Source organism: Nostoc sp. 'Peltigera membranacea cyanobiont' 210A, assembly GCF_002246015.1.
GTDB lineage: Bacteria > Cyanobacteriota > Cyanobacteriia > Cyanobacteriales > Nostocaceae > Nostoc.
In genome coordinates this window covers 221,904-242,602 of the sequence record NZ_NOLJ01000011.1, presented here as the reverse complement: position 1 = coordinate 242,602, position 20,699 = coordinate 221,904, and the positions used below count along the sequence as shown (strand labels likewise).

The following is a 20,699-nucleotide window of genomic DNA, read 5'->3' as shown; positions in this document are numbered from 1 at the left end:
TTACTGTTTAATTATCAGGAGCAAAGCGCGATTCTCTTGTGGAGAGGCTGCGCGATCGCGTGCAGAATATTTACAGTGTTGCCTAAAATTATGGATAATTCCCCAGTGGTCGCTCAAGCAGATGCATCCTTACCAAATTACACTCAGGAAAATACACCAATAGTGGAGTCAGCAGCTGGCTCGAATTCACCACCGAAGCAAAAGGTAGGAACTGACTTTGACTCTCGCATGATGCTGCGGTGTTTAGAACTTGCCCGTCGCGCTTTAGGGCGGACTTCGCCAAATCCGTTAGTGGGAGCGGTGATTGTCAAGGATGGCGAGATTGTCGGCGAAGGATTTCATCCTCGCGCAGGTGAGCCTCATGCGGAAGTGTTTGCCTTAAAAGCAGCAGGCGTTGGCGCAGCCTCTCCTCAGGAGAATCGCTCTCGTGGTGCAACAATCTATGTCAGCCTCGAACCTTGCAATCACTACGGACGTACTCCCCCTTGTTCGGAAGGATTGATCGAAGCAGGGGTGGCAAAAGTAGTGGTGGGTATGGTTGATCCCAATCCACTGGTGGCTGGAGGTGGCATCGCCCGTTTACGGGCAGCGGGAATCGAAGTATTAGTTGGAGTAGAAGAGGAAGCCTGCCGTCAGCTAAATGAAGCTTTTGTGCATCGCATTCTCCATAAGCGACCTTTGGGAATTTTAAAATATGCCATGACTTTAGACGGCAAAATTGCTACTACCTCTGGTCATAGCGCTTGGGTGACAAGTCAAGAAGCCCGCAGCGAAGTACATCTAGTGCGGGCGGCTTGTGATGCCATAATTGTCGGCGGTAATACAGTCCGACAAGATAATCCTTACTTAACCAGCCATCAGGTGGGGGCACATAATCCCCTGCGGGTGGTGATGAGTCGCCATCTCAACTTACCCGCAAGTGCCCATCTATGGCAAACTGCGGATGCTCCAACTTTGGTGTTGACACAGAAGGGTGCTAACCCCGATTTTCAAGAACTGTTGCTCAAACAGGGTGTGGAGGTGGTGGAATTAGCATCACTTACGCCGGATGAGGCAATGGCGTACTTATATGAACGAGGTTTTTGTAGCGTGCTGTGGGAGTGTGGTGGTACTTTAGCTGCTAGTGCGATCGCTCAAGGAGCAGTGCAAAAAGTTTTAGCATTTATTGCCCCAAAAATCATTGGTGGTAGTATTGCTCCCACACCAGTGGGCGATTTAGGTTTTACTACCATGACTGAGGCGTTGTCTTTAGAACGTGTTCGTTGGCGTGTAGTAGGCTCTGACTGCTTAGTGGAAGGTTATTTGTCCCAAAAAGTTAATAGTCAACAGTCATAACGCTTGACGATCAATCTATTTATCTTGATTTTGCGTTGGCGTAGCCCGCCGTAGGCATCATGAACACTGGCGTTCATGGGCAAGATCGCGTATAAGGGCTAGTCGAGATTGAATGTAGTGGCTAAGAAAATCAGTTTCGTTAGAATCTAACAACACTTGCGTTTCGGTTTGTTTCACTAACCACTGCACCAAGGTAGCATCATCCAGTTGTAAAAGGAGCTTGGCTTGAGCGGTTTCAACCACTGACCAAAGCTGACGCATGATTGTAGGAGTCATCAGACCTCAATTGAATAATTTAGCTTTGCTGTCTTCAGATTACACAATTCCAATCGAACTTTACGACATGAATGTAGAAGCTGAGATAAGTATTATTAAAAACTTAATAATCGTATTTATAACTTTATGAAGATTAAGAATTGAAAATAAAGATGGGGAATGGGAAACACAGATTTTTATGGATTTAGTTGCAAAATCTAGAAAACAAATGCACTAATTCTAAAAATTGGGTTTTTGTGTTTGGGAAGACTGAAATTATCTTAATTGTAGCCGAATAAAATCAGTTTTTAAATCACTATGTTGAATCCTGAGTCTGTCTTGTAGGATACAAAAATCTAACTTTTGAGAATGGTGTTTGCCAGAAAGTTAACACTGTTTGGCTGTAGATGGATTTACAAAATTATGTAAATCTGCATCCCAAATGCTAATGTAAATAAAATCACATTCTTGGCGAATAATTTGGCCTTTGACTGAGCCATTATTAAAACTAAAATTATCCGATTGGCGCTGTTGTACCTGTTTGAGTCCCTGCTTAATTTCTTCAGTGGCTTGCCCTGCTAACATTCCATTCAAGGTAGTCTCCATTACTTCTGGATCTACCGATTGAGCAAAAGATACTTCAGTTTGACGCAGCGTTTTAGAATTACGATCGAATAAGTAGCCAAGGTCAATTTTGTTTGGCACAAGTTTGTAAACGACAGCACGAGTATTGCCCCATGCGCCTCTTAAATCTTGATTTGGTTTGCCGAGGGTAGCTTCTACGATGTTTCTTGTTGTACCTGTAGGGAATGCGGGAACGCTTTGTCTGCTGGCAGTGGCAGCTAATTTACTGCGCGGCTTGTTTTGTGGTGTAGAACGCGCTTCTGGTGTGGGAACTGCACTTGCTTCATTTTCTGGTTCTGGCTGTGGCGTGGATGTTGCTACGGGCGCTGGAGTCTCTGAAGTTATAGGCTCTTTTTCTGGCTGTGGTATAGGTACAACTGGGGGATTCGAGGTTGGTCGCTGTCGTGGTGAAGAGCTAGGGATAACTGGAACTGGAGAAGTTTGCGAGGAAACGGGCGGTTCAGTTGATTCAGAAGTCGGAAAAGATTCTGGCGATGGCGTGGAAGTTGTGCCAATGGTTGTTTCTGGTTGTTGCTGACGAATGATGCTAGGAATTGCTACTGCACCAATCAAGCCGCCTATGAGCAAACTGCCAACAATCACAGCAGATTTTTGCCAGTTTCCAGGAGTGGAAGACCCTGGAATCGCAGAATTGTTTTGCAGAGAATATAGTGGCTGAGTTTGTCGAGCCGATGCATTGGGAGAAAAAATGACTGTGGAAGTATTTGCAGCTAACTCAGTAGGTATATTACTAGCAGATTGCAGGGCGTATAGCATTTTACTAGCAGTGCTGTAGCGATCGCCAGCATGAGGCTTAATTGCCTGATTGAGTACTGCCGCCAATTGGGAAGAGACGTTAGGGACGTGCTGTTGCCAAAGTATTTCCCCAGTTTTTAGATCGGTTACTAGTTCTTGCGGGTGTTTACCAGTCAGCAGATAAATTGCCGTTAAACCTAAACTGTAGATATCAGTGGCGTAAACTGGGCGGCCAACGGCTTGTTCGCTAGGCATATATCCAGGCGTACCAATAACAAGCGATCGCGTGGGGTATCCTGGAGAATTCACCACTGAACGAATTGTTTCTTTGACTGCACCAAAATCAATCAAAACTGGCTCGTTATCAATAGAACGCAGAATAATGTTATCTGGCTTGATATCTCGGTGAATAATGCCTTTACTGTGAACATAATCTAAAACTGAAAGCAGACTCAAGAGAATTTGCCGAACAGCAGTTTCACTCTCAAATCCTTTGGCTTCGACAATTTTTGTCAGGGTTTGGCCGTGAATCCATTCTTGGACGAGATAAAATTGTCCATTCTCAGAAAAGTAGGCGTAGAGTTTGGGAATTTGGTGGCTACTTTCACCCAAATACTCCAAGGTTGCGGCTTCCCGTTCAAACCTTTGTTGGATAAGTTGGTAGGTTTGCGGGTCATTATTGGTTATCGGTTTTAGTTGCTTGATTACACAGCGACGGCGAGAAGGCATGTGGACATCTTCTGCTAGAAAGGTTTCGCCAAACCCACCAGCGCCGATTACCTGGATAACTTGATAGCGATTGTTCAGCAGGGTTATTGTCATGAAAAATTATAAGCGTAGACACCCAGTGCAGAGCCGGAGACTTCTTGTCTTCTCCGAACTTGTCGTCAGACATTGCCCTTTCCAAATGTACCTCACATGAGCGAAGCCAGGGCGAATATACTCTGGTGAAATTAAATATGCGTTATCCTGAACCCTTGTAGAGACGTAGCAGTACTACGTCTCTACATTCTTTTTCAGCACATACAGCGGATTTCAAGGAAAGTGAAGTACACAAACTAAGTCTCAAAACCAGGTACAAAGCCTGTTTTACTTCTGTTAGCGCAGCGGGGCGTAGCCCATTCTGACTCCTGAATTCTGACTCCTGAATTCTGACTCCTGAATTTTGAATTCTGCTGTATCTAATGCAAGCCGATGCATTGGTATCGCAGAATCCTGCCAAATTTACTTCGCTACAAATGAATGAAATACTGTACTAAGCGAACTCTATAGTCTCAACAAACTCTAAAATACTTTCTTTGATGTCTTCAGCCTCTTCTTCAAGAGAATCGGGAGTTTCACCGTCAATAAAACTGTGCTGACTACTAACTATATACAAAAATTCCCCACTGATAAACGTGAGCAAACCCCGGTAAGCATCTAATCTGATTGCAGTTCCATTATTTTCTTGCTTAGAAATTGTGGAACCTTTGGGCATATCAATTAACACGTAGTAAGCACCTCGCAAAGTATTTTCCAGATATTCGGTATATTCCACAGAAGCATCTGGTACATTGGCGAAAATCGCTTGAGGTACATACTTATCTACTAAAATTGTTTGTAAATATTCTTCTTGTCCAACAGACTCCAATTCCTCTAACTGTTCTAGGGGGAAAGGATAATAATCGATTCTCAGTAAAGTACCGATGTCATCAGAAAAGCCAACTACTCCTTCCTGGCTTTGAATTCTACCGCCCTGCTGCGGCTCAACCGGAATTGGCACGCTAAAATTACCTAAAGGGGATTGATAGGTCTGTTCGCTAAAATCTTCAATGACCACTGTTTCATCATCATCGTCGTCTTCATATTCTTCATCTTCTGCTTCTTTAAAGGCTGCAATTACCTCCTTGATGATTTCCTCTGCTTCTTCATCCTCAAGTTCTAAAGCTGCTTGTAGCTTTTTCAGGTAGGCTTGTTTTGGTTTGGGGATGGCGAGGTCATCGTCTAAAAGCACTATTACCCCAGCAGCAAAACCATCTAGCACTAATTCATCTGAGAGAGATACTTTGGCGGCATTAAACAGGGGGCCAATTCCCTCTTCTTCGGCAATGGAGATGAGTCTATCAACTATTTCTGCAATTTCATCTTCTGAGTATTCCTCGAAAACCTCGAATTCCCAGAGGATACCCGCTAAACTTTCTGCATCTACCTCTTCAATAAATGAATCAGCGATCGCAGTCACAGTTGCGATCGCCGCCACCGCTTCCTCTGGACTTAGTGATTCCTCTGATGTCTTTGGTGAGTTAAAAACCTTGTCATATTTGGTCATAATTGCTACCTAAATTAATTCCTTGATAGTAATAACAGATTGAAAGTGACAATGGTCAGTTTACCAATGGAGCGAATCTTCTAGAGAAAAAGTTGGCTTATACGTGGTTTACTCAGTATCGATCGGGTGTAACAAAACTTTATTGACAACTAATTTCCCAGGCGTTGAGGTTTTCTAAAATCTGTTGTCGAATATACACTTAAACACGAGCTAGGCTCAATATTTACCGCAAGTCAATTTAATTAAATATTGTAAATTTTTGTAACCCAGCAACTGCTATATTCCTTTATTTTTATCCTCTAGCAGATGAATTATATCTACCGATAGAATTATAAACTAGCTCGCGATAGATACCTACACCGTAGGCAGGATGTCACAATACCGAAGTTTGTAGTGACACACAATACTCGAAACGTTGTACTGTTGGTTCTGCAAGTGTGAATTAGATGAAATTTTGAGTTTTTTATGGTACAAACCCCACCATCCCAGTTTTCACCAGATCAATATAAAGTAGATCCTGCAAAGGAAAATGTAGAAGCTCTTATACAAGAACCGCAGTTAGATATTGAGATTGCTCTAGAGTTCCTTTACACCAGAGATATTGAATTTCGTCAGGAAACAATTTATTTTCTCGTAGTTGATCGCTTTTATGATGGCGATCCAGATAACAGCGAAGGTGCAAACTCAGAACTGTACGATCCAACTAGACAAGATTGGGGTAAGTACTGGGGTGGCGACTTGCAAGGTGTCATCGATAAATTAGATTATCTCAAAAATATGGGAGTTACAGCTCTTTGGCTAACTCCACTGTTCGAGCAGGTTGAAGAGTTATTTGTTGGCAATGCAGCAATACATGGCTATTGGACAAAAGACTTTAAACGGCTTAATCCTCGATATATTGCTGACGGAGATAACCCTTCTTTAAACGCCACTCAAGAAGAAAAAAATACCACCTTTGATCGGTTAATTACAGAAATGCACAAGCGCAATATGAAGCTAGTGCTGGATATTGTCTGCAACCATAGCACACCTGATACTAGCGGTAGTAAAGGTGAATTGTATGATGATGGTGTCAAAATTGCTGATTTTAATGATGATGTCAATCATTGGTATCACCACTATGGCGAAGTGCAAAACTGGGAAGATGATTGGCAAGTACAAAACTGTGAACTATCTGGTCTAGCAACCTTTAATGAAAACAATACGGAATATCGGGAGTATATCAAGTCAGCAATTAAACAATGGCTAGACCGGGGTGTGGATGCACTGCGGGTGGATACTGTCAAGCATATGCCAATCTGGTTTTGGCAAGAATTCACTGGCGAGATGACCAATCACAAACCAGATGTATTTATTTTTGGTGAATGGATTTATAGTAATCCAACTGACGATCGCTCAGTGGAATTTGTTAACCATTCAGGCATGACACTTCTAGACTTTGGGTTGTGCGTGGCAATTCGAGCCGCACTAGGGCAAGGTTCAGAAATGGGATTCCAAACAATTCAATATATTTTTGACCAAGATCATTGCTACAACGGGGCAACAGAGTTAGTTACATTCATCGATAACCATGATATGTCCCGTTTCCAATCGCTGAACCCCGATCCAGCGATGTTGAAGGTTGCGATCGTCTTAATTATGACCTGTCGCGGCATTCCCTGCATATATTACGGCACAGAACAGTATCTGCATAACGACACTGATGGCGGTAACGACCCATATAACCGCCCAATGATGGAAAATTGGGATACTGAGAGTGAGATTTATCGTTGCATCAGGCTGCTGTCTGGCTTACGACGACTGAATCCAGCCGTATCAATGGGTAGTCACTGGCAAAAATACTTAACACCAGATGTTTACTGTTATGTACGCCGCTATCGTGACTCGCTGTGTTTTGTAGCTTTAAACCGGGGAGGAGAAGTTACTCTCCCAGAAGTAGAAACAGAATTGCCCGATGGCGAACATACCTGCGTGGTGACTCGCAACAAGTATGAGGTGAAAGATGGCAAGATTTATGACCTAGTACTAGAAGAACGGGGAGTGATTGTTTTCAGCCACGTTGGCGAACGGATAAAAGCACAAACAATTGTCCGCGTCCAACTCAATGGCGTAGAGACTAAACCTGGTGAAATCATTGTGGTGACAGGAGATTGCCCAGAGTTAGGTAACTGGGATATCAGCAAAGCCTATCCCCTAGAGTACATCAACACCAATACTTGGTTTGCCGAGATTCCCTTTGATGAAAGTGCTGGTAAGCTAATTGCTTATAAATATGCCATGTGGCGGGAAGGGCGATCGCCTCTACGCGAAAATCTCGTAAATCGCCGCTGGGTGATTGCGAAAGAAGGTACTGTCAAATGGCGTGATACCTGGGCATCGGGAAGAGAATCTTAGAAATATAGAATGAGGTAGAGTGAAGGATTAAAATTTTGATTCTTCACTCTTCATTATTTTTGAATTTTTGGTAACAAAAAATACATAAATAAGCGTATCGAACCGCAGTGTGCGCCATAGTGTAGTAGTTAGATGCTCTAGTGATTTTGTACTGATGAGACTCTTCTCTTACTGCCTACGTTATGATGATGGCGCAGCTCCTAACCCATTCTGGGAACTTTGCACTCTCGCAATTTGCAAGCCTGTTATCCGACGAGCCGCAAACATTGGAGATTGGGTTGTAGGACTTGGTTCTACACAGTCACCAATTGGGAATATTACCGATTGCATTGTATATGGAATGCAGGTAACGGACAAAATGACATTGCAAAAATACGACGAGTTTTGCCGAGTTCATAGTCCTCACAAAATTCCAAAGTGGAACAGCGAAATATTTGAGTATCGTATTGGTGATTGCATCTATGATTACAGCCAAGGAGAACAACCAGTATTGCGACCAAGTGTTCATGACATCAGTAATCAAGAAACAGATTTAGGCGGTATAAATGTTTTGATGTCACGGCACTTCTACTACTTCGGTGATAAAGCTGTTCATTTACCTGCTTGGCTCACTCCACTTGTTCATAAAAACCAAGGACACAAATCGACAGCAAATCAGCCATACGTAATAGAATTTGTAACTTGGATCGATAATTTAGGGTACACGCCTAATCAAGTACATGGTGAACCTAAACTCAAAAAGGAATTTATCTTCAACCCAGATATCAGCGGTTTCTGTGCCCAACACAACTTGCAAAATGACGATGCTAATAAGAGGAGTAATTGCTAGATTACTTTTGTGAGATTATTCGTGGATCAACATTGAGCAAAAATAGGCAAAATGTTGCTGAAAACAAAGGGGTAACTGTTGATGAGTAAAACGACACTCTACAATCAGGACTTTCTGGTGTGGACGCAGCAACAAGCTGAGTGCCTGAAGAAAGGACGCTGGGCTGAGTTAGATGTTGAACATTTGGTAGAGGAACTAGAGGCTTTGGGTCGGAGCGAACAAAAAGAACTTGGAAGTTATTTACAGGTGCTTTTAATGCACTTACTCAAATGTCAATATCAACCAAAACGAAAAACTAAAAGTTGGGTTAACACAATCTCAAACTGCCGAAACCAAATTCAAGATTGCTTAGAAGATACTCCCAGTTTGCAGCGCCTTCTAGAAGACTGGGAGTGGATACAGAAATATTATCGCCGCGCTCGTCGAAATGCTGCAAATGAGACTCAAAAGTCAATAGAAACTTTTCCCCTTGAGTGTCCTTTCACTATGGAACAACTTCTCGATCCTGAATTCCTCTAAGTTAGACTACTGAGACTCAGTAAGTAGGCATAATTAAACATAAATAAAATCCTAGTTCGTAGTGAGTTATTCATCTCTCAAAACAAAGATTATCAGCTTCCTCAATGTAGGAGAACACCACTGTAATTTAACATCGTGGGTGCATAGGCTTGCAAAAAGCGCAGGTATTGTACATTCATCGCAAACTTTTAATATTGATGATATCTATCCACCTCTGACTTTTTATTGCGATAATTCCCAAGGGGGACGCGCTCTCCACTGGTCAGTTAAAGGGGGATAGATGACACTCAAGCGGTTGGTTTTATTTTTTGTGATGACGCCGATAGCAGTTCTGTTGGCAGTTTCGGCTTTATTCGGCAGTTGGCAAGAACCTCAATTTCAAAGTCGTTTGGAACTATACCAAACAAATATTGCTTTACAAGCTCAAGCTTGGCAATCAGAAGATAGCGGTGATGACAAACTCCAGGCGATTCAGGAAGCAATACTTGGTGAGCAACCCCTAGAAAGCGCTACAAAGCAGTATCAGGAGGCGCGTCAATCAGTTCAAGCTAATTTAGACAAAGTTAACAACAAACTTGCACAATTACGCTCTCAAGCTGAAATAACTCCCACGCCTCCGAAACCTCTACCAGACGCTCCTCCCACTATTAAAACCCCTAAACAGGGACAGCAACAGTTACAACAGTCTTTTAAGCAATTACAAAAATTACTGGCTGAATTAGACCTGCGCTTGGGAATTTTACAAGCACAGCAAGGACAGACGGATACAGCCTTCAAGACTTGGAGCGAATTACAACAACGCTCAGATATTAATCCAGGGTTTGGGGAAACCGCTGCTGTATTGACTGGACTGTGGAGCAATCCTCCTCGTATCCTCCCAAATGCTCAAGAACCAATTCAAAAGAATTTAGAAGGTTGGTTTCGCTCTACTGCTTTGGTTAAGTTATACCAACTCCAGCAACGACAAGATGCGTTATTAGCAGTAAAAGCCGCACAACAAGAATCTTCTGCTCAAGCAGTGGTGAAATTGGCAGTTATTGGCACTATTCCCACCTTGGCAGCTTTAATTGGTTTAATATTGCTGATTTTATTATTTGCTCAACGCTTGTTGAAAGGAAAAGCCTCGTTATTAGCTCAAAATGCTGATATCCCTTGGTCAACGCCTTGGGGTGGTGAAACGGTTTTGCAGGTTTTTATCATCGGCTTTTTCTTCATGGGGCAAATTTTTGTACCTTTGGTGATATCACTGCTACCCATCCCGCGTCCCATTGTAGATGTACGACTTCAGGCATTTTCTGTGTTGGTTAGTTACTTCTTGGTGGCATTAGGTGCGCTGTTAGTGCTGTATTTCTCTCTCAAGCGCTTTTTTCCACTACCAGAATTCTGGTTTCGCTTCCGTTTTCAAGATAACTGGTTTTTGTGGGGACTGGGAGGCTATTGCACGGCTTTACCTGTAGTTGTGGTGGTATCTTTAATTAATCAGCAGCTATGGCAAGGACAGGGTGGGAGTAATCCTCTGTTGCAACTAGCCCTGGAAAGCCAAGATAGTATCGCACTTGGTATATTTTTCTCCACAGCGGCGATCGCCGCTCCATTTTTTGAAGAAATCCTATTTCGCGGTTTTTTGTTACCTTCTCTAACTCGTTACTTACCCGTGTGGGGATCGATTCTGATCAGTAGTTTGTTGTTTGCGATCGCTCACCTCAGCTTATCGGAAATTCTCCCCCTGACCGCATTGGGCATTGTGTTGGGAGTAGTCTACACGCGATCGCGCAATCTTCTCGCTCCTATGCTCCTCCACAGCCTTTGGAATAGTGGTACGCTATTAAGTTTATTCATTCTGGGTAGCACTTAATACAGGTATGTTACTGTTGCCAAAAACAAAAATATCTGATTTTATCTGCATAGGTAGAGACGATTTACTAGTGATAATTGGTTATAAGCATAAATACTAGCTGAAAACCCAATTACGATAATGGCAAAAGCAAATTAAAGAATGCTATTAACATTCTCATTCAGGTAGATTTTAGCCATCTTTCGAGATGTTAATTGTCTTCTTGAACCATTTTTAGCTGTCATAAATTGGAATGCAATTCCGGTTTGCGCTCATGGAAGTGGGGATCGGTAACTAAAAAGCGGTTAGAAAGATATGGAAGATGCCTTTTGCGCTTCTAGATTCACACTAGCCACGTCATTGTCTTGCCATTGGTGCGATGGCGTTTCACATTCGCTGGAAGCATCGCAAAAGAATCCGGAAATAATACTGATGGACTTGTAAAAAGTGGTGTATGTAGCAGCTTTTGCTGATTATTTAAGATTTATTCTGCTCAAGATAAACGCCTGAGCTAAAAATCTGCAAAACTGCTGCACCAGGGTTTGCGATCGTCAAATCCAGCAAAAGTCATCAAGGAACGCCAGTTCGGCCTAAACTGCAAGACATCTTGGCGTCTCCTCTGGAATAAAAGCACGCTGATTTTAATTATTCATCTTGAGACTTACTCAGACTGAAAAAATTAAAAATCTATTTATTAAGCAAGTAAATGTATTTGCTTCCATTACAATAAAGACTTTATTTTTATACTCACTTATCAAGGAGCAGCACTTATATGGCAAATCTCAACCCCAGTCACCCTACCAAACAACTTCTATCTGGTTACTGTGGCATTATCCTGGGAGCGTTTGGGGTTCATAAGTTTATTCTAGGATACGCTTCGGAAGGCTTTATCATGTTAGTGATTTCTGTCGTTGGGGGTTCTTTTACCTACGGCGTTGCTTTGTTAGTTATGCAACTTGTAGGTCTAATTGAAGGCATGATCTACTTAAATAAATCCCCTGAAGGATTTGTAAATACCTATTTTGTGAATAAGCAAGGCTGGTTCTAGTGCAAGAATAGCTTTCTTACTGGAAGCAGAGAATGATACCCACTTCCAAGCTTAGGATTGCAGCAAAAGCGCAGGGATAAAGGGCAGCAACCCAAAGAAAGATCCTTTTTCCCTTCCGCTTCACCCTTAGCAGAAGTTATATAGCACTTTTACCTTTTATATTTATTTTTATTGATATGCTTATTTTCAAAACTAAACAGCTTAACTGGGCAATGTTCTTCTTGTTAGGCTTAGGATATTTCAGTGTTATGTCTCATTTAGAAATCAACTATTTCTTAAAAAACCTGATTGCGATCGCGCCAATACAGGTGGCAGCGATTATTTATGTCACCTATTCCCGCAAGGAGGCTCACACTGAACCTGATAAGGTCAGTGCCCTTGAAGAATTGCGGGTTAAAAACGAAACGTCTTCCGAATAATAACAACCGCAGGTTATTGAAAGAGTGAAGACAGTTGAGTTTTTAACAAATAAGTCTCTGTTACAACACGACTGTTTTGATGTATTATACTCATCTGTGATTAGGTCGAAATCATGGAACAAGTATTGACGCTGGTTTGCAAACTCAACCCCACTCAAAAACAGGCTCTTGAAATCGAACTGGTACTGAAGTTTTTTGCTGATGCGTGTAACTACGCCAACCAGAAAGTTAAACCTCAGATAACCAGCAAGACCACTATTCAAAACATGGTCTATAACGAGATTCGTACTTTGTTTGGATTGAGTGCAAACTTAGCTGTTCGCGCTTGTGCCAGAGTTGGAGCTAATCGCAAAACTGCCAAACAAAAAGACAAACCAGTTAAAGCGTTTAAGCCGACATCGGCTGATTATGATGCCAGGATTTTCTCATTCAGAGAGAAAGACTGGACTGTAAGCTTAACTTTAATGAATGGTAGAGAGCATATTAAAATCGATGCTGGTAATTATCAAAAAGGGAAGCTTAAAGGTAGAAAACCAACATCAGCACAGTTATGTAAGCATCGTGACGGCAACTATTACATCCACATTCAAATTAAGGATGAAGCCCCGACACCAATGAAGTCGAATAATGTAATTGGTGTTGATTTTGGGCGCAGAAACGTTGCTGTAACTAGCAATGGTAATAAGTGGGATGGGAAACAAATTAACGATGTTAGAGACAAGTTTTCTAGGGTGAGAGCTTCTCTCCAGCATATTGCCACGAAAGGCACAAGGTCTACTCGCCGCAGGGCAAGGCAGATTTTGAAACGGCTGTCGGGTAAGGAGAGAAAATTTCAACAATGGCTAAACCACAACATTAGCAAATCCATAATTCAGGACGCATTAAAAAACAATGCGATAGTAGCAATTGAAGACTTAACAGGTATTCGTGAAAGAACTAATCAAAAGCCAAGAAATAAGACAGAACGCAGACGTTCAAACTCTTGGTCTTTTTATCAATTGCGTTCTTTTTTGGAATACAAAGGTGTTCAATTTGGAATAGAAGTAATTGCTGTTCCTCCAGCTTGGACTAGTCTTACCTGTCATCAATGCCTACATATTGGACTGCGTTCTGACAAGCGTTTCAAATGTACTAATGAGACTTGCTCTTGGAGTGGTGACGCTGATTTCAACGGAGCAAAAATTATTGCTGCTATTGGGGTGACTCTCGTAAACTCACCCAGAGGCTCGAACTGTTTGTGCTGTACTTTGCACACAGACAGTTCAGGGCTACTAAAAGCCTACACTCCCACAAGCGGTGAGCGTAGGTAGTTTACTTATCGACGTTGGAACTGTCAACCCCCAGTAGGGGAATTAAAAATTTAAAATTTAAAATTCAAAATTAAAAACTCTACAGATAAATCTGGGAACTTGGAACCTTGAATTAAGTACAGCGATAGTCGTTCATGCCCAACAAAGTACGATAAATTAAGAATTTTAATATGGTTGACATTGAGTCATAGTTCCATATTTAGCCTACGCTCGAATTAGAGACGCTTTTAGTCAGGCGTTGAATTTCTGTAGCGAATCTAAACACAAGCCATGCAACTTGTCCCGAAAACTAAGCCAGCCCTAGAACTTGACCCAATCCTAGAGAAGATTATTCTAGATGTTGGGGGTATGAAGTGTGCTGGGTGTGTGAACGCAGTAGAGCGACAGCTGACCCAACATCCAGGAGTCAAGAGTGCCTGTGTGAACCTGGCCACAGAGGTAGCAGTTGTAGAGTCAGAAGTTGGTGCAATAGATGCAGATGCACTGGCACAGCGATTAACAGCCGTTGGATTCCCGACTCAACCCCGAAAAGCTAATGGCATAGCGGGCGAAATATCGACCTTACCAGATCCAGCAGAACGACAACGCCGAGAAATGCGTTCTTCTCTATGGCAGTTGGCGATCGCAGCTGTGTTGCTGATATTGTCGGGAAGTGGACATTTTGGTAATCTTGGTAGCTCAGTGCTGCCAGTGCTAAATAACATCTGGTTTCACTGTGGACTGGCGACAGTAGCGCTGTTAATTCCCGGTCGCCCGATTTTAGTAGATGGCTGGCTGGGCTGGCGGCGAAATGCGCCTAACATGAACACCCTAGTGGGATTGGGAACGCTGACAGCTTACATTGCTAGTTTAGTAGCGTTGCTTTTTCCCCAATTAGGTTGGGAGTGCTTTTTTGACGAGCCAGTAATGATGCTAGGCTTTATTCTCTTAGGAAGGACATTAGAGCAACAAGCTAGAGGTCGCGCGGCTGCTGCATTTAGGAAATTACTAGCACTCCAGCCACTCTTAGCGCGATTGATTGCCAACCCAGAGAAAGCCGGAATGGGTTCTTCTAGTGTTGAGATTCCTGCTGAACAGGTGCGTATCGGTGAATGCTTACAAGTGCTACCAGGCGATAAAATCCCCGTTGATGGTGAAGTGGTGGTTGGTCAAACAACGGTCGATGAGTCCATGCTAACTGGGGAAGCAGTGCCAGTAATCAAGAAACCAGGAGATATGGTGACAGGGGGGACGCTAAACCAGTCAGGAGCGATCGCTATTCAGGCAACCCGGATTGGAAGTGATACAACTCTAGCTCAAATTGTCGCCCTAGTAGAAGCCGCCCAAACTCGGAAAGCCCCAGTACAAAAATTAGCGGATACAGTAGCTGGTTACTTTACCTACGGGGTGCTAACAGCATCTGTCTTAACATTTGGATTTTGGTACTTTTTCGGTACTCACATTTGGACTGATATCACCATGTCTGGTGGCATGGAAATGATGAGCCACGCTACACATGAAGCCCAGCACTCCCCACTCTCGACTCCCCATTCCCCTTTATTAATTAGTTTAAAACTAGCGATCGCAGTTATGGTAGTCGCCTGTCCCTGTGCTTTGGGACTTGCCACACCAACAGCCATTCTGGTTGGAACTGCTATGGGTGCAGAACGAGGTTTGTTAATCAAAGGTGGCGATGTTTTAGAAAGAGTACACCAGTTAAACACCGTAGTATTTGATAAAACTGGCACTCTCACCACAGGTAATCCCATCGTCACAGATTGTCTGTTAATTTCAGAAATGGGCAGTAGGAAGTGGGGAGTGGGGAATAGTGAATCCCACTACTTAATTCAACTAGCAGCAGCCGTAGAAAGCGGTACTCACCATCCCCTAGCAAAAGCGATTCAGCAAGAAGCACAGCGGCAACAGTTATCTATTCCAGAGGCTGTAGACTTTCACACGGAACCAGGACTAGGGGTATCTGCTGTGGTAGAAGACACAGTTGTATTGTTGGGTAACTGGGAATGGTTGAGTTGGCACGGCATTGCCATTAACGAAACCGCAAAACAGGTAGCACAGGATTTAGCAACAGATGGTAAAACAGTCGTTTGTGTAGCAATTGGCGGAACTTTAGCCGGACTAATTGGTGTTTCTGATACCCTCAGATCGGATGCTAGATCCACTGTAGATAAGTTGCGTCAGATGGGCTTACGGGTAATGTTGCTCAGTGGCGATCGCCTAGAAGCAGCTAGCGCCATAGCCAAACAATTAGGATTAGATAGCGCTGATGTAATTGCAGGTGTTCCCCCAGCTAAAAAAGCGGCGGCAATACAGTCTCTCCAGTTAGAAGGGACAAGGGGACAAGGAGACAAGGGGGCAAAGAAAACTCCTAACTCCCGACTCAGCACTCAGCACTCGGTAGTCGCAATGGTAGGAGATGGAATCAACGATGCTCCAGCTTTATCCCAAGCTGATGTAGGAATTGCTTTACACTCCGGGACAGATGTGGCGATGGAAACTGCTGAAATTATTTTAATGCGCGATCGCCTAAACGATGTCGTCGAATCTATTCAGCTTAGTCGCGCCACCTTCAACAAAATCCGCCAAAATTTATTCTGGGCTTTTGCATATAATACACTTGGCATTCCTTTAGCAGCAGGTGTTTTATTCCCTAGTCTGGGTTTTGTACTTAACCCATCTGGTGCTGCTGCATTAATGGCTTTTAGCTCTGTTAGCGTCGTCACCAACTCAATATTATTACGGCGATTCGCTCATCGCCTGTAGAATACTCCTTTACACGTCCAATTTGCCACCACAAATATTGGTTATCAAAACAGAATTCAGGAGTCAATCGTCAGATTAAAACACTTAGCAAAGCTATCATAGCTACTGGAGTAGAACGGCCATGTTCTACTCTTTCAAGGTATTATGCAATTTTAAAGCTTATTTAGATTAGCACCACAGACTGATGGTGCGCGAAAATGGCAAGATACGATACTAAACAAATCTTAATCAATTACAGTTCCACCGATTTGTCAATGGCAGCCGAAACCAATGAAAACCATCTACTGATTATTGAAGACGATCAAGGTCGCAAAGAATTTTCTCTGGAGCACCCCGTCTACTCTATTGGTAGAGACCGCGAATGTAATATCCGTTTAATGTCGCAGTTTGTCTCCCGCCGCCATGCCACATTAGTGAGATTGCCACGAGAGCATAATAGTCATAGCTACTATTACCGGATTGTAGATGGCGATGCCAAAGGTAAGCCTAGTTCCAACGGTTTGATGATTAATGGACGCAAGATACCAGCCCACGATCTCAGAAATGAAGACGAGATCGTTTTTGGGCCTCAAGTACGTGCCATTTATTACCTTTTAAGAAACACTCAGCGTTTAGGACAAACGGATTCGAGTGAGTATGATATTACACTAATAAACCCCGGTATGGCCGAGGATTTAGAGGAGTAGGATATTGAATTATAACTACCAATCACAGTCTGACACTTCCACGGCTTAAAGCCGTGGGAGTATGAATTCAATCGCCAAAGCTATCCTGCAATACTTTCAATCAAATGCCAATGGCGGCTACTTTCAATAGATTGCTTGATTAACTCAAACATTTGTCGACAGTAATTATCTAAGTGAAGTGGTAGTTCTTCATTTTTAATCACAATACTCATCCGGGTTTCTGTTTCAGTAGATTTTGATTTGTCAATCAGTACTTCTACCGTTATTAATTTAGGAAAAGGAACATTTCCAGGAACTTCACGACCGATAATATATTCGGCTGTGTGATATTGAATATCCAACTGACAGTCCTGTAGAAGTTCTACAAGTAACGGCAACAGATGGTCACTAGGAACAGAAACAATAAATGAACAGGTATAGCGAGCCATAATAGCCCCAAGCCTTGCAACACTCCGTCCATCCTATAATACCGAAGTATCTAAATATAAAGTCATTAAAAAATCAAAGTTTTTGAGAGCAGGTATTACCAGATATACAGTCAATGAAGAGGCAGGGGGCAGGAGGCAGGAGGCAGGGGGCAGAGGAGTAGGGGGAAAAGTTCCAAGCTACGTCTGCAAGTATCAAAGCCTCATTAATGAGTATCAAAGACTCATTAAAGGAGTTCAAAGCCTCATTAATGAGTATCAAAGACTCATTAAAGGAGTTCAAAGACTCATTAAAGGAGTTCAAAGACTCATTAATGAGTATCAAAACCTCATTAAAGGAGTTCAAAGCCTCATTAATGAGTATCAAAACCTCATTAAAGGAGTTCAAAGCCTCATTAATGAGTATCAAAGACTCATTAAAGTATAGTGACACTAACATTGCATTCTAAAACATATCTCCTCTGCCCCCTGCCCCCTGCCCCCTGCTCCTCTGACTTCTTTGGTAAGCTGAAAGTTTGATCAAAAACTTTACAATAAAGGTTTGGCTGAGGTAGAAAATGAAAGTCGCAATTACTGGGGCAACAGGATTTGTCGGTAGTCGTTTGGTACAACGATTACAGGGGGAAGGTCATACAATAGTTGTATTAACTCGGAACACCACTTTTGCTCAAAAGGTTTTTCCCTCTGAGGCTTTCCCTAGTGTAGAAATTGTTGCCTACACACCAAATGCATCTGGTTCTTGGCAAAGTGTCATCGCTGGTTGTGATGGCGTAGTTAATTTGGCAGGAGAACCTATTGGTGAAGGGCGCTGGACACCAGAACGGAAACAAGAAATCCTCAATAGCCGGAAGTTAGGTACACAAAAAATAGTTGAAGCAATAGCCAATGCTAACTCCAAACCATCTGTGTTAATTAACGCTTCAGCTATTGGCTACTACGGCACCAGTGAAACGGCTACCTTTGATGAAACCAGTCAATCTGGTAACGATTTTCTTGCCCAAGTCTGCCAAGCGTGGGAAGCTGAAGCGAGAAAAGTAAAAGATGCTGGTGTGCGACTAGTAATTTTGCGTTTTGGGATTGTTTTGGGCAATGGTGGCGCTTTAGGTAAAATGATTCCACCTTTCAAACTCTTCGCTGGTGGGCCTATTGGCAGTGGTCGGCAGTGGTTCTCATGGATTCACGTAGACGATTTAGTTAACCTGATTTTGCAAGCTTTAACTAAACCGGAAATAGAAGGTGTATACAATGCCACTGCCCCTAATCCAGTTCGGATGGCAGATTTAAGCCAAACTTTAGGACAAGTGATGAATCGTCCTTCTTGGTTGCCTGTTCCTGCTTTTGCGATCGAAGCCCTTTTAGGAGACGGGGCGATAGTAGTTTTAGAAGGTCAGCAAGTTATCCCAAAACGCACCGTGCAAACAGGTTTTGAGTACAAATATCCTAATTTGCAACCCGCATTAACACAAATTCTTAATTAAAAGGGACTGGGGACTGGGGACTGGGGACTGGGGACTGGGGATTGGGTAAAACAGGCAGAGGCGCAGAGGAGAGAAATTTTACCCCTGCTAATCTGCTTCTTTTTCATTACCCAGTCCCCAGTCCCTAATTCCCAGTCCCCAGTCTATTGACTAGAAAGAAATTTTTTGGAAACCCAACTGATAATACCGCTGAGAATGGCACCGCCCATGAGAATGCCAATTGCGGGGTTAAACAAGGGTTGCCACAGTTGATGCCACAAATCCAAACCCAGGTTTACTCCGGCGGCATCACCGATCGCAGCGATCGCTAACCAGCCAAAGCCAAACAAAACCAAAAAAACATCCGCGACTAAAACCATGTTTAGCCAATTTAATAATTTATCTTTCATGATTGGATTGGGGATTGGGGATTGGGGATTGGGGATTGGGGATTGGGGATTGGGGATTGGGAAGAGACAACCTAGAGACTTACTTCAATAAATTCCCTCTTGTCCCTCTTGTCCTCCTAGTCCTCAGTCCCCAGTCCCCATCCTCTACTTTTCAAACAGCCAATTTTTGACTTTTGTTAAACTCTGCCAATCTGGTTTTCTACTTAAACCGTCCTCAATACTACTTTTTATTTCATCACTCCATTCTTCGTTGACAAAAATCAACTGCTGTGCTATGTCAATATGTTCCCGCAAACCTTTTTGCTTTGTTTCCAGCATTGCTAAGGCGAGATTGATTCTAGCCTGGGGATCTTGTGGATTTAACTTGACTGCCTTCTGTCCAGCTTTGTAAGCCAAATTGGGTTTGTTATCGAGTAGATACAACCACGTTAAACAAACCCAAGCAGCACTAGTTTTAGGAGCGCGATCGCACACTTCTTTAAACACAGGGATTAAAGATTCTACTGATTCTCCTGCTTTATAGCGTTCTAAGCCTGTATCAAACAGGGATTCAACTGTTTGAGTCATAGTAAATTAATCATGAGTCATGAGTCATTGGTGAGTCAGTGCGGTCTTCTCCCAAAGGGAGAGGCTAGCGCCAAGGGGGTTTCCCTCATGAGCAACTGGCGAACCCGAAGGGTCAATTGTCATTTGTCTTTCGTCCAATAACCAGGGACAAATGACAACTGACAATATTACACCCCAAATGACTTACCGCAACCACAAGTTTGATTAGCATTGGGGTTAGTAAACTGGAAACCACCGCCAATCATGGCATCGCTGTAATCGAGCATTAAACCGTAGAGATATAATAAACTCTTGCGATCGCTGACAATTTTGAAGCCATCATAGTCAAAAACTTCATCATCAGGGGTGATCTTGCTGGTATCTTCAAAATCCATCATGTAAGACATCCCAGAACAGCCACCCTGACGTACTCCTACCCGTAAGCAGAAGTCTGTGCCTTGCTTGTCCCGGAGGGATTTTACCTGGTGCAATGCGGCTTCGCTCAACAGAATTCCGCGTTGTTGAGCCTGAATTGCTTGTGTCATCTGCTTTTCAACTCCTTAATTAGTATAAGCGTTACCCTGTATCGGCTTGTTAATGCTTCTGGGTTGCTCGTTAAGTGTTTTTGTATTCATTCTAGCGGCTTAGATGTTGCTAGATGCCAAATTGTAAACACTCCGTCAAAAGTAGCCAAAGATTTCTATTCTAGAATTGAGAGACTCAGTGTGTTTATACATTCGGTATTCTTAAAATTCAAGCCCTACGGCAGCAACAGAAGCAACCA

The 20,699-nt window shown here is 42.9% G+C and carries 19 protein-coding genes; 12 read left to right on the top strand and 7 right to left on the bottom strand.

Annotation, left to right across the window (positions count from 1 at the left end; all coding sequences use genetic code 11):
* The first annotated feature begins 90 nt into the window (after positions 1–90).
* Entirely contained in the window at positions 91–1,335 is a 1,245-nt protein-coding gene (gene ribD / locus CDG76_RS30005; RefSeq protein WP_094352485.1) for a bifunctional diaminohydroxyphosphoribosylaminopyrimidine deaminase/5-amino-6-(5-phosphoribosylamino)uracil reductase RibD, read from the top strand.
* Positions 1,336–1,392: 57 nt separating this feature from the next.
* On the opposite strand, the gene CDG76_RS30000 is transcribed toward ribD, so the two are convergent.
* The 3 genes from CDG76_RS30000 to CDG76_RS29990 all read right to left on the bottom strand — a co-directional run bounded on the left by CDG76_RS30000 (position 1,393) and on the right by CDG76_RS29990 (position 5,278).
* Positions 1,393–1,611, bottom strand: a complete 219-nt coding sequence (locus CDG76_RS30000) for a hypothetical protein (RefSeq protein ID WP_094352484.1) — start codon at positions 1,609–1,611, stop codon at positions 1,393–1,395.
* A 366-nt stretch (positions 1,612–1,977) separates the two neighbouring features.
* On the bottom strand, positions 1,978–3,792 hold the full coding sequence (locus CDG76_RS29995) for a serine/threonine-protein kinase (protein WP_094352483.1): 1,815 nt from the start codon (positions 3,790–3,792) through the stop codon (positions 1,978–1,980).
* A gap of 433 nt (positions 3,793–4,225) precedes the next feature.
* Complete coding sequence (locus CDG76_RS29990) at positions 4,226–5,278, bottom strand: hypothetical protein (RefSeq protein WP_094352482.1); 1,053 nt, start codon at positions 5,276–5,278, stop codon at positions 4,226–4,228.
* A gap of 465 nt (positions 5,279–5,743) precedes the next feature.
* Between CDG76_RS29990 and CDG76_RS29985 the strand changes: the two genes are divergently transcribed.
* From CDG76_RS29985 to CDG76_RS29945, 9 genes are all read left to right on the top strand, one after another.
* Positions 5,744–7,672, top strand: a complete 1,929-nt coding sequence (locus CDG76_RS29985) for an alpha-amylase family glycosyl hydrolase (RefSeq protein ID WP_094352481.1) — start codon at positions 5,744–5,746, stop codon at positions 7,670–7,672.
* A 154-nt stretch (positions 7,673–7,826) separates the two neighbouring features.
* A complete protein-coding gene (locus CDG76_RS29980; protein WP_094352480.1) occupies positions 7,827–8,501 on the top strand; it encodes a hypothetical protein in 675 nt (224 codons plus the stop codon).
* A gap of 81 nt (positions 8,502–8,582) precedes the next feature.
* Positions 8,583–9,020, top strand: a complete 438-nt coding sequence (locus CDG76_RS29975; protein ID WP_094352479.1) for a DUF29 domain-containing protein — start codon at positions 8,583–8,585, stop codon at positions 9,018–9,020.
* Between the two features lie 280 nt (positions 9,021–9,300).
* Entirely contained in the window at positions 9,301–10,875 is a 1,575-nt protein-coding gene (locus CDG76_RS29970) for a CPBP family intramembrane glutamic endopeptidase (protein WP_094352478.1), read from the top strand.
* 751 nt (positions 10,876–11,626) lie between these two features.
* The gene (locus CDG76_RS29965; RefSeq protein ID WP_094352477.1) at positions 11,627–11,902 is read left to right on the top strand and encodes a TM2 domain-containing protein; all 276 of its coding nucleotides are present in this window, start codon (positions 11,627–11,629) and stop codon (positions 11,900–11,902) included.
* A gap of 176 nt (positions 11,903–12,078) precedes the next feature.
* Positions 12,079–12,321, top strand: coding sequence for a hypothetical protein (locus CDG76_RS29960; RefSeq protein ID WP_094352476.1), 243 nt, complete (start codon positions 12,079–12,081; stop codon positions 12,319–12,321).
* A 113-nt stretch (positions 12,322–12,434) separates the two neighbouring features.
* The gene (locus CDG76_RS29955) at positions 12,435–13,631 is read left to right on the top strand and encodes an RNA-guided endonuclease InsQ/TnpB family protein (RefSeq protein WP_094352475.1); all 1,197 of its coding nucleotides are present in this window, start codon (positions 12,435–12,437) and stop codon (positions 13,629–13,631) included.
* Between the two features lie 270 nt (positions 13,632–13,901).
* Positions 13,902–16,391 (top strand): heavy metal translocating P-type ATPase, encoded by a 2,490-nt coding sequence (locus CDG76_RS29950; protein ID WP_094352474.1) that lies wholly within the window; start codon positions 13,902–13,904, stop codon positions 16,389–16,391.
* A 197-nt stretch (positions 16,392–16,588) separates the two neighbouring features.
* Positions 16,589–17,077, top strand: coding sequence for an FHA domain-containing protein (locus CDG76_RS29945; protein WP_094352473.1), 489 nt, complete (start codon positions 16,589–16,591; stop codon positions 17,075–17,077).
* 80 nt (positions 17,078–17,157) lie between these two features.
* Here the strand turns inward: CDG76_RS29945 and CDG76_RS29940 are convergent, their stop codons facing one another.
* Entirely contained in the window at positions 17,158–17,505 is a 348-nt protein-coding gene (locus tag CDG76_RS29940; RefSeq protein WP_094352472.1) for a hypothetical protein, read from the bottom strand.
* 82 nt (positions 17,506–17,587) lie between these two features.
* Between CDG76_RS29940 and CDG76_RS37830 the strand changes: the two genes are divergently transcribed.
* Both CDG76_RS37830 and thyD read left to right on the top strand, forming a co-directional pair.
* Positions 17,588–17,929: a hypothetical protein gene (locus CDG76_RS37830; RefSeq protein ID WP_190241025.1), complete on the top strand. Its 342-nt coding sequence runs from the start codon at positions 17,588–17,590 to the stop codon at positions 17,927–17,929.
* A gap of 130 nt (positions 17,930–18,059) precedes the next feature.
* Complete coding sequence (thyD, locus tag CDG76_RS29930; RefSeq protein ID WP_094352471.1) at positions 18,060–18,980, top strand: thylakoid membrane protein ThyD; 921 nt, start codon at positions 18,060–18,062, stop codon at positions 18,978–18,980.
* A gap of 143 nt (positions 18,981–19,123) precedes the next feature.
* Here thyD and CDG76_RS29925 read toward each other — a convergent pair whose 3' ends face one another.
* The 3 genes from CDG76_RS29925 to CDG76_RS29915 all read right to left on the bottom strand — a co-directional run bounded on the left by CDG76_RS29925 (position 19,124) and on the right by CDG76_RS29915 (position 20,460).
* Positions 19,124–19,369 (bottom strand): hypothetical protein, encoded by a 246-nt coding sequence (locus CDG76_RS29925; protein ID WP_094352470.1) that lies wholly within the window; start codon positions 19,367–19,369, stop codon positions 19,124–19,126.
* Between the two features lie 144 nt (positions 19,370–19,513).
* Complete coding sequence (locus tag CDG76_RS29920) at positions 19,514–19,936, bottom strand: tetratricopeptide repeat protein (protein ID WP_094352469.1); 423 nt, start codon at positions 19,934–19,936, stop codon at positions 19,514–19,516.
* Positions 19,937–20,103: 167 nt separating this feature from the next.
* Complete coding sequence (locus CDG76_RS29915) at positions 20,104–20,460, bottom strand: iron-sulfur cluster assembly accessory protein (protein ID WP_094352468.1); 357 nt, start codon at positions 20,458–20,460, stop codon at positions 20,104–20,106.
* Between the last annotated feature and the right edge of the window lie 239 nt (positions 20,461–20,699).

Coding starts and splice junctions, on each gene's coding strand:
- ribD (WP_094352485.1), top strand. CDS start 91: ATGGATAATTCCCCAGTGGTCGCTCAAGCAGATGCATCCTTACCAAAT.
- CDG76_RS30000 (WP_094352484.1), bottom strand. CDS start 1,611: ATGACTCCTACAATCATGCGTCAGCTTTGGTCAGTGGTTGAAACCGCT.
- CDG76_RS29995 (WP_094352483.1), bottom strand. CDS start 3,792: ATGACAATAACCCTGCTGAACAATCGCTATCAAGTTATCCAGGTAATC.
- CDG76_RS29990 (WP_094352482.1), bottom strand. CDS start 5,278: ATGACCAAATATGACAAGGTTTTTAACTCACCAAAGACATCAGAGGAA.
- CDG76_RS29985 (WP_094352481.1), top strand. CDS start 5,744: ATGGTACAAACCCCACCATCCCAGTTTTCACCAGATCAATATAAAGTA.
- CDG76_RS29980 (WP_094352480.1), top strand. CDS start 7,827: ATGAGACTCTTCTCTTACTGCCTACGTTATGATGATGGCGCAGCTCCT.
- CDG76_RS29975 (WP_094352479.1), top strand. CDS start 8,583: ATGAGTAAAACGACACTCTACAATCAGGACTTTCTGGTGTGGACGCAG.
- CDG76_RS29970 (WP_094352478.1), top strand. CDS start 9,301: ATGACACTCAAGCGGTTGGTTTTATTTTTTGTGATGACGCCGATAGCA.
- CDG76_RS29965 (WP_094352477.1), top strand. CDS start 11,627: ATGGCAAATCTCAACCCCAGTCACCCTACCAAACAACTTCTATCTGGT.
- CDG76_RS29960 (WP_094352476.1), top strand. CDS start 12,079: ATGCTTATTTTCAAAACTAAACAGCTTAACTGGGCAATGTTCTTCTTG.
- CDG76_RS29955 (WP_094352475.1), top strand. CDS start 12,435: ATGGAACAAGTATTGACGCTGGTTTGCAAACTCAACCCCACTCAAAAA.
- CDG76_RS29950 (WP_094352474.1), top strand. CDS start 13,902: ATGCAACTTGTCCCGAAAACTAAGCCAGCCCTAGAACTTGACCCAATC.
- CDG76_RS29945 (WP_094352473.1), top strand. CDS start 16,589: ATGGCAAGATACGATACTAAACAAATCTTAATCAATTACAGTTCCACC.
- CDG76_RS29940 (WP_094352472.1), bottom strand. CDS start 17,505: ATGGCTCGCTATACCTGTTCATTTATTGTTTCTGTTCCTAGTGACCAT.
- thyD (WP_094352471.1), top strand. CDS start 18,060: ATGAAAGTCGCAATTACTGGGGCAACAGGATTTGTCGGTAGTCGTTTG.
- CDG76_RS29925 (WP_094352470.1), bottom strand. CDS start 19,369: ATGAAAGATAAATTATTAAATTGGCTAAACATGGTTTTAGTCGCGGAT.
- CDG76_RS29920 (WP_094352469.1), bottom strand. CDS start 19,936: ATGACTCAAACAGTTGAATCCCTGTTTGATACAGGCTTAGAACGCTAT.
- CDG76_RS29915 (WP_094352468.1), bottom strand. CDS start 20,460: ATGACACAAGCAATTCAGGCTCAACAACGCGGAATTCTGTTGAGCGAA.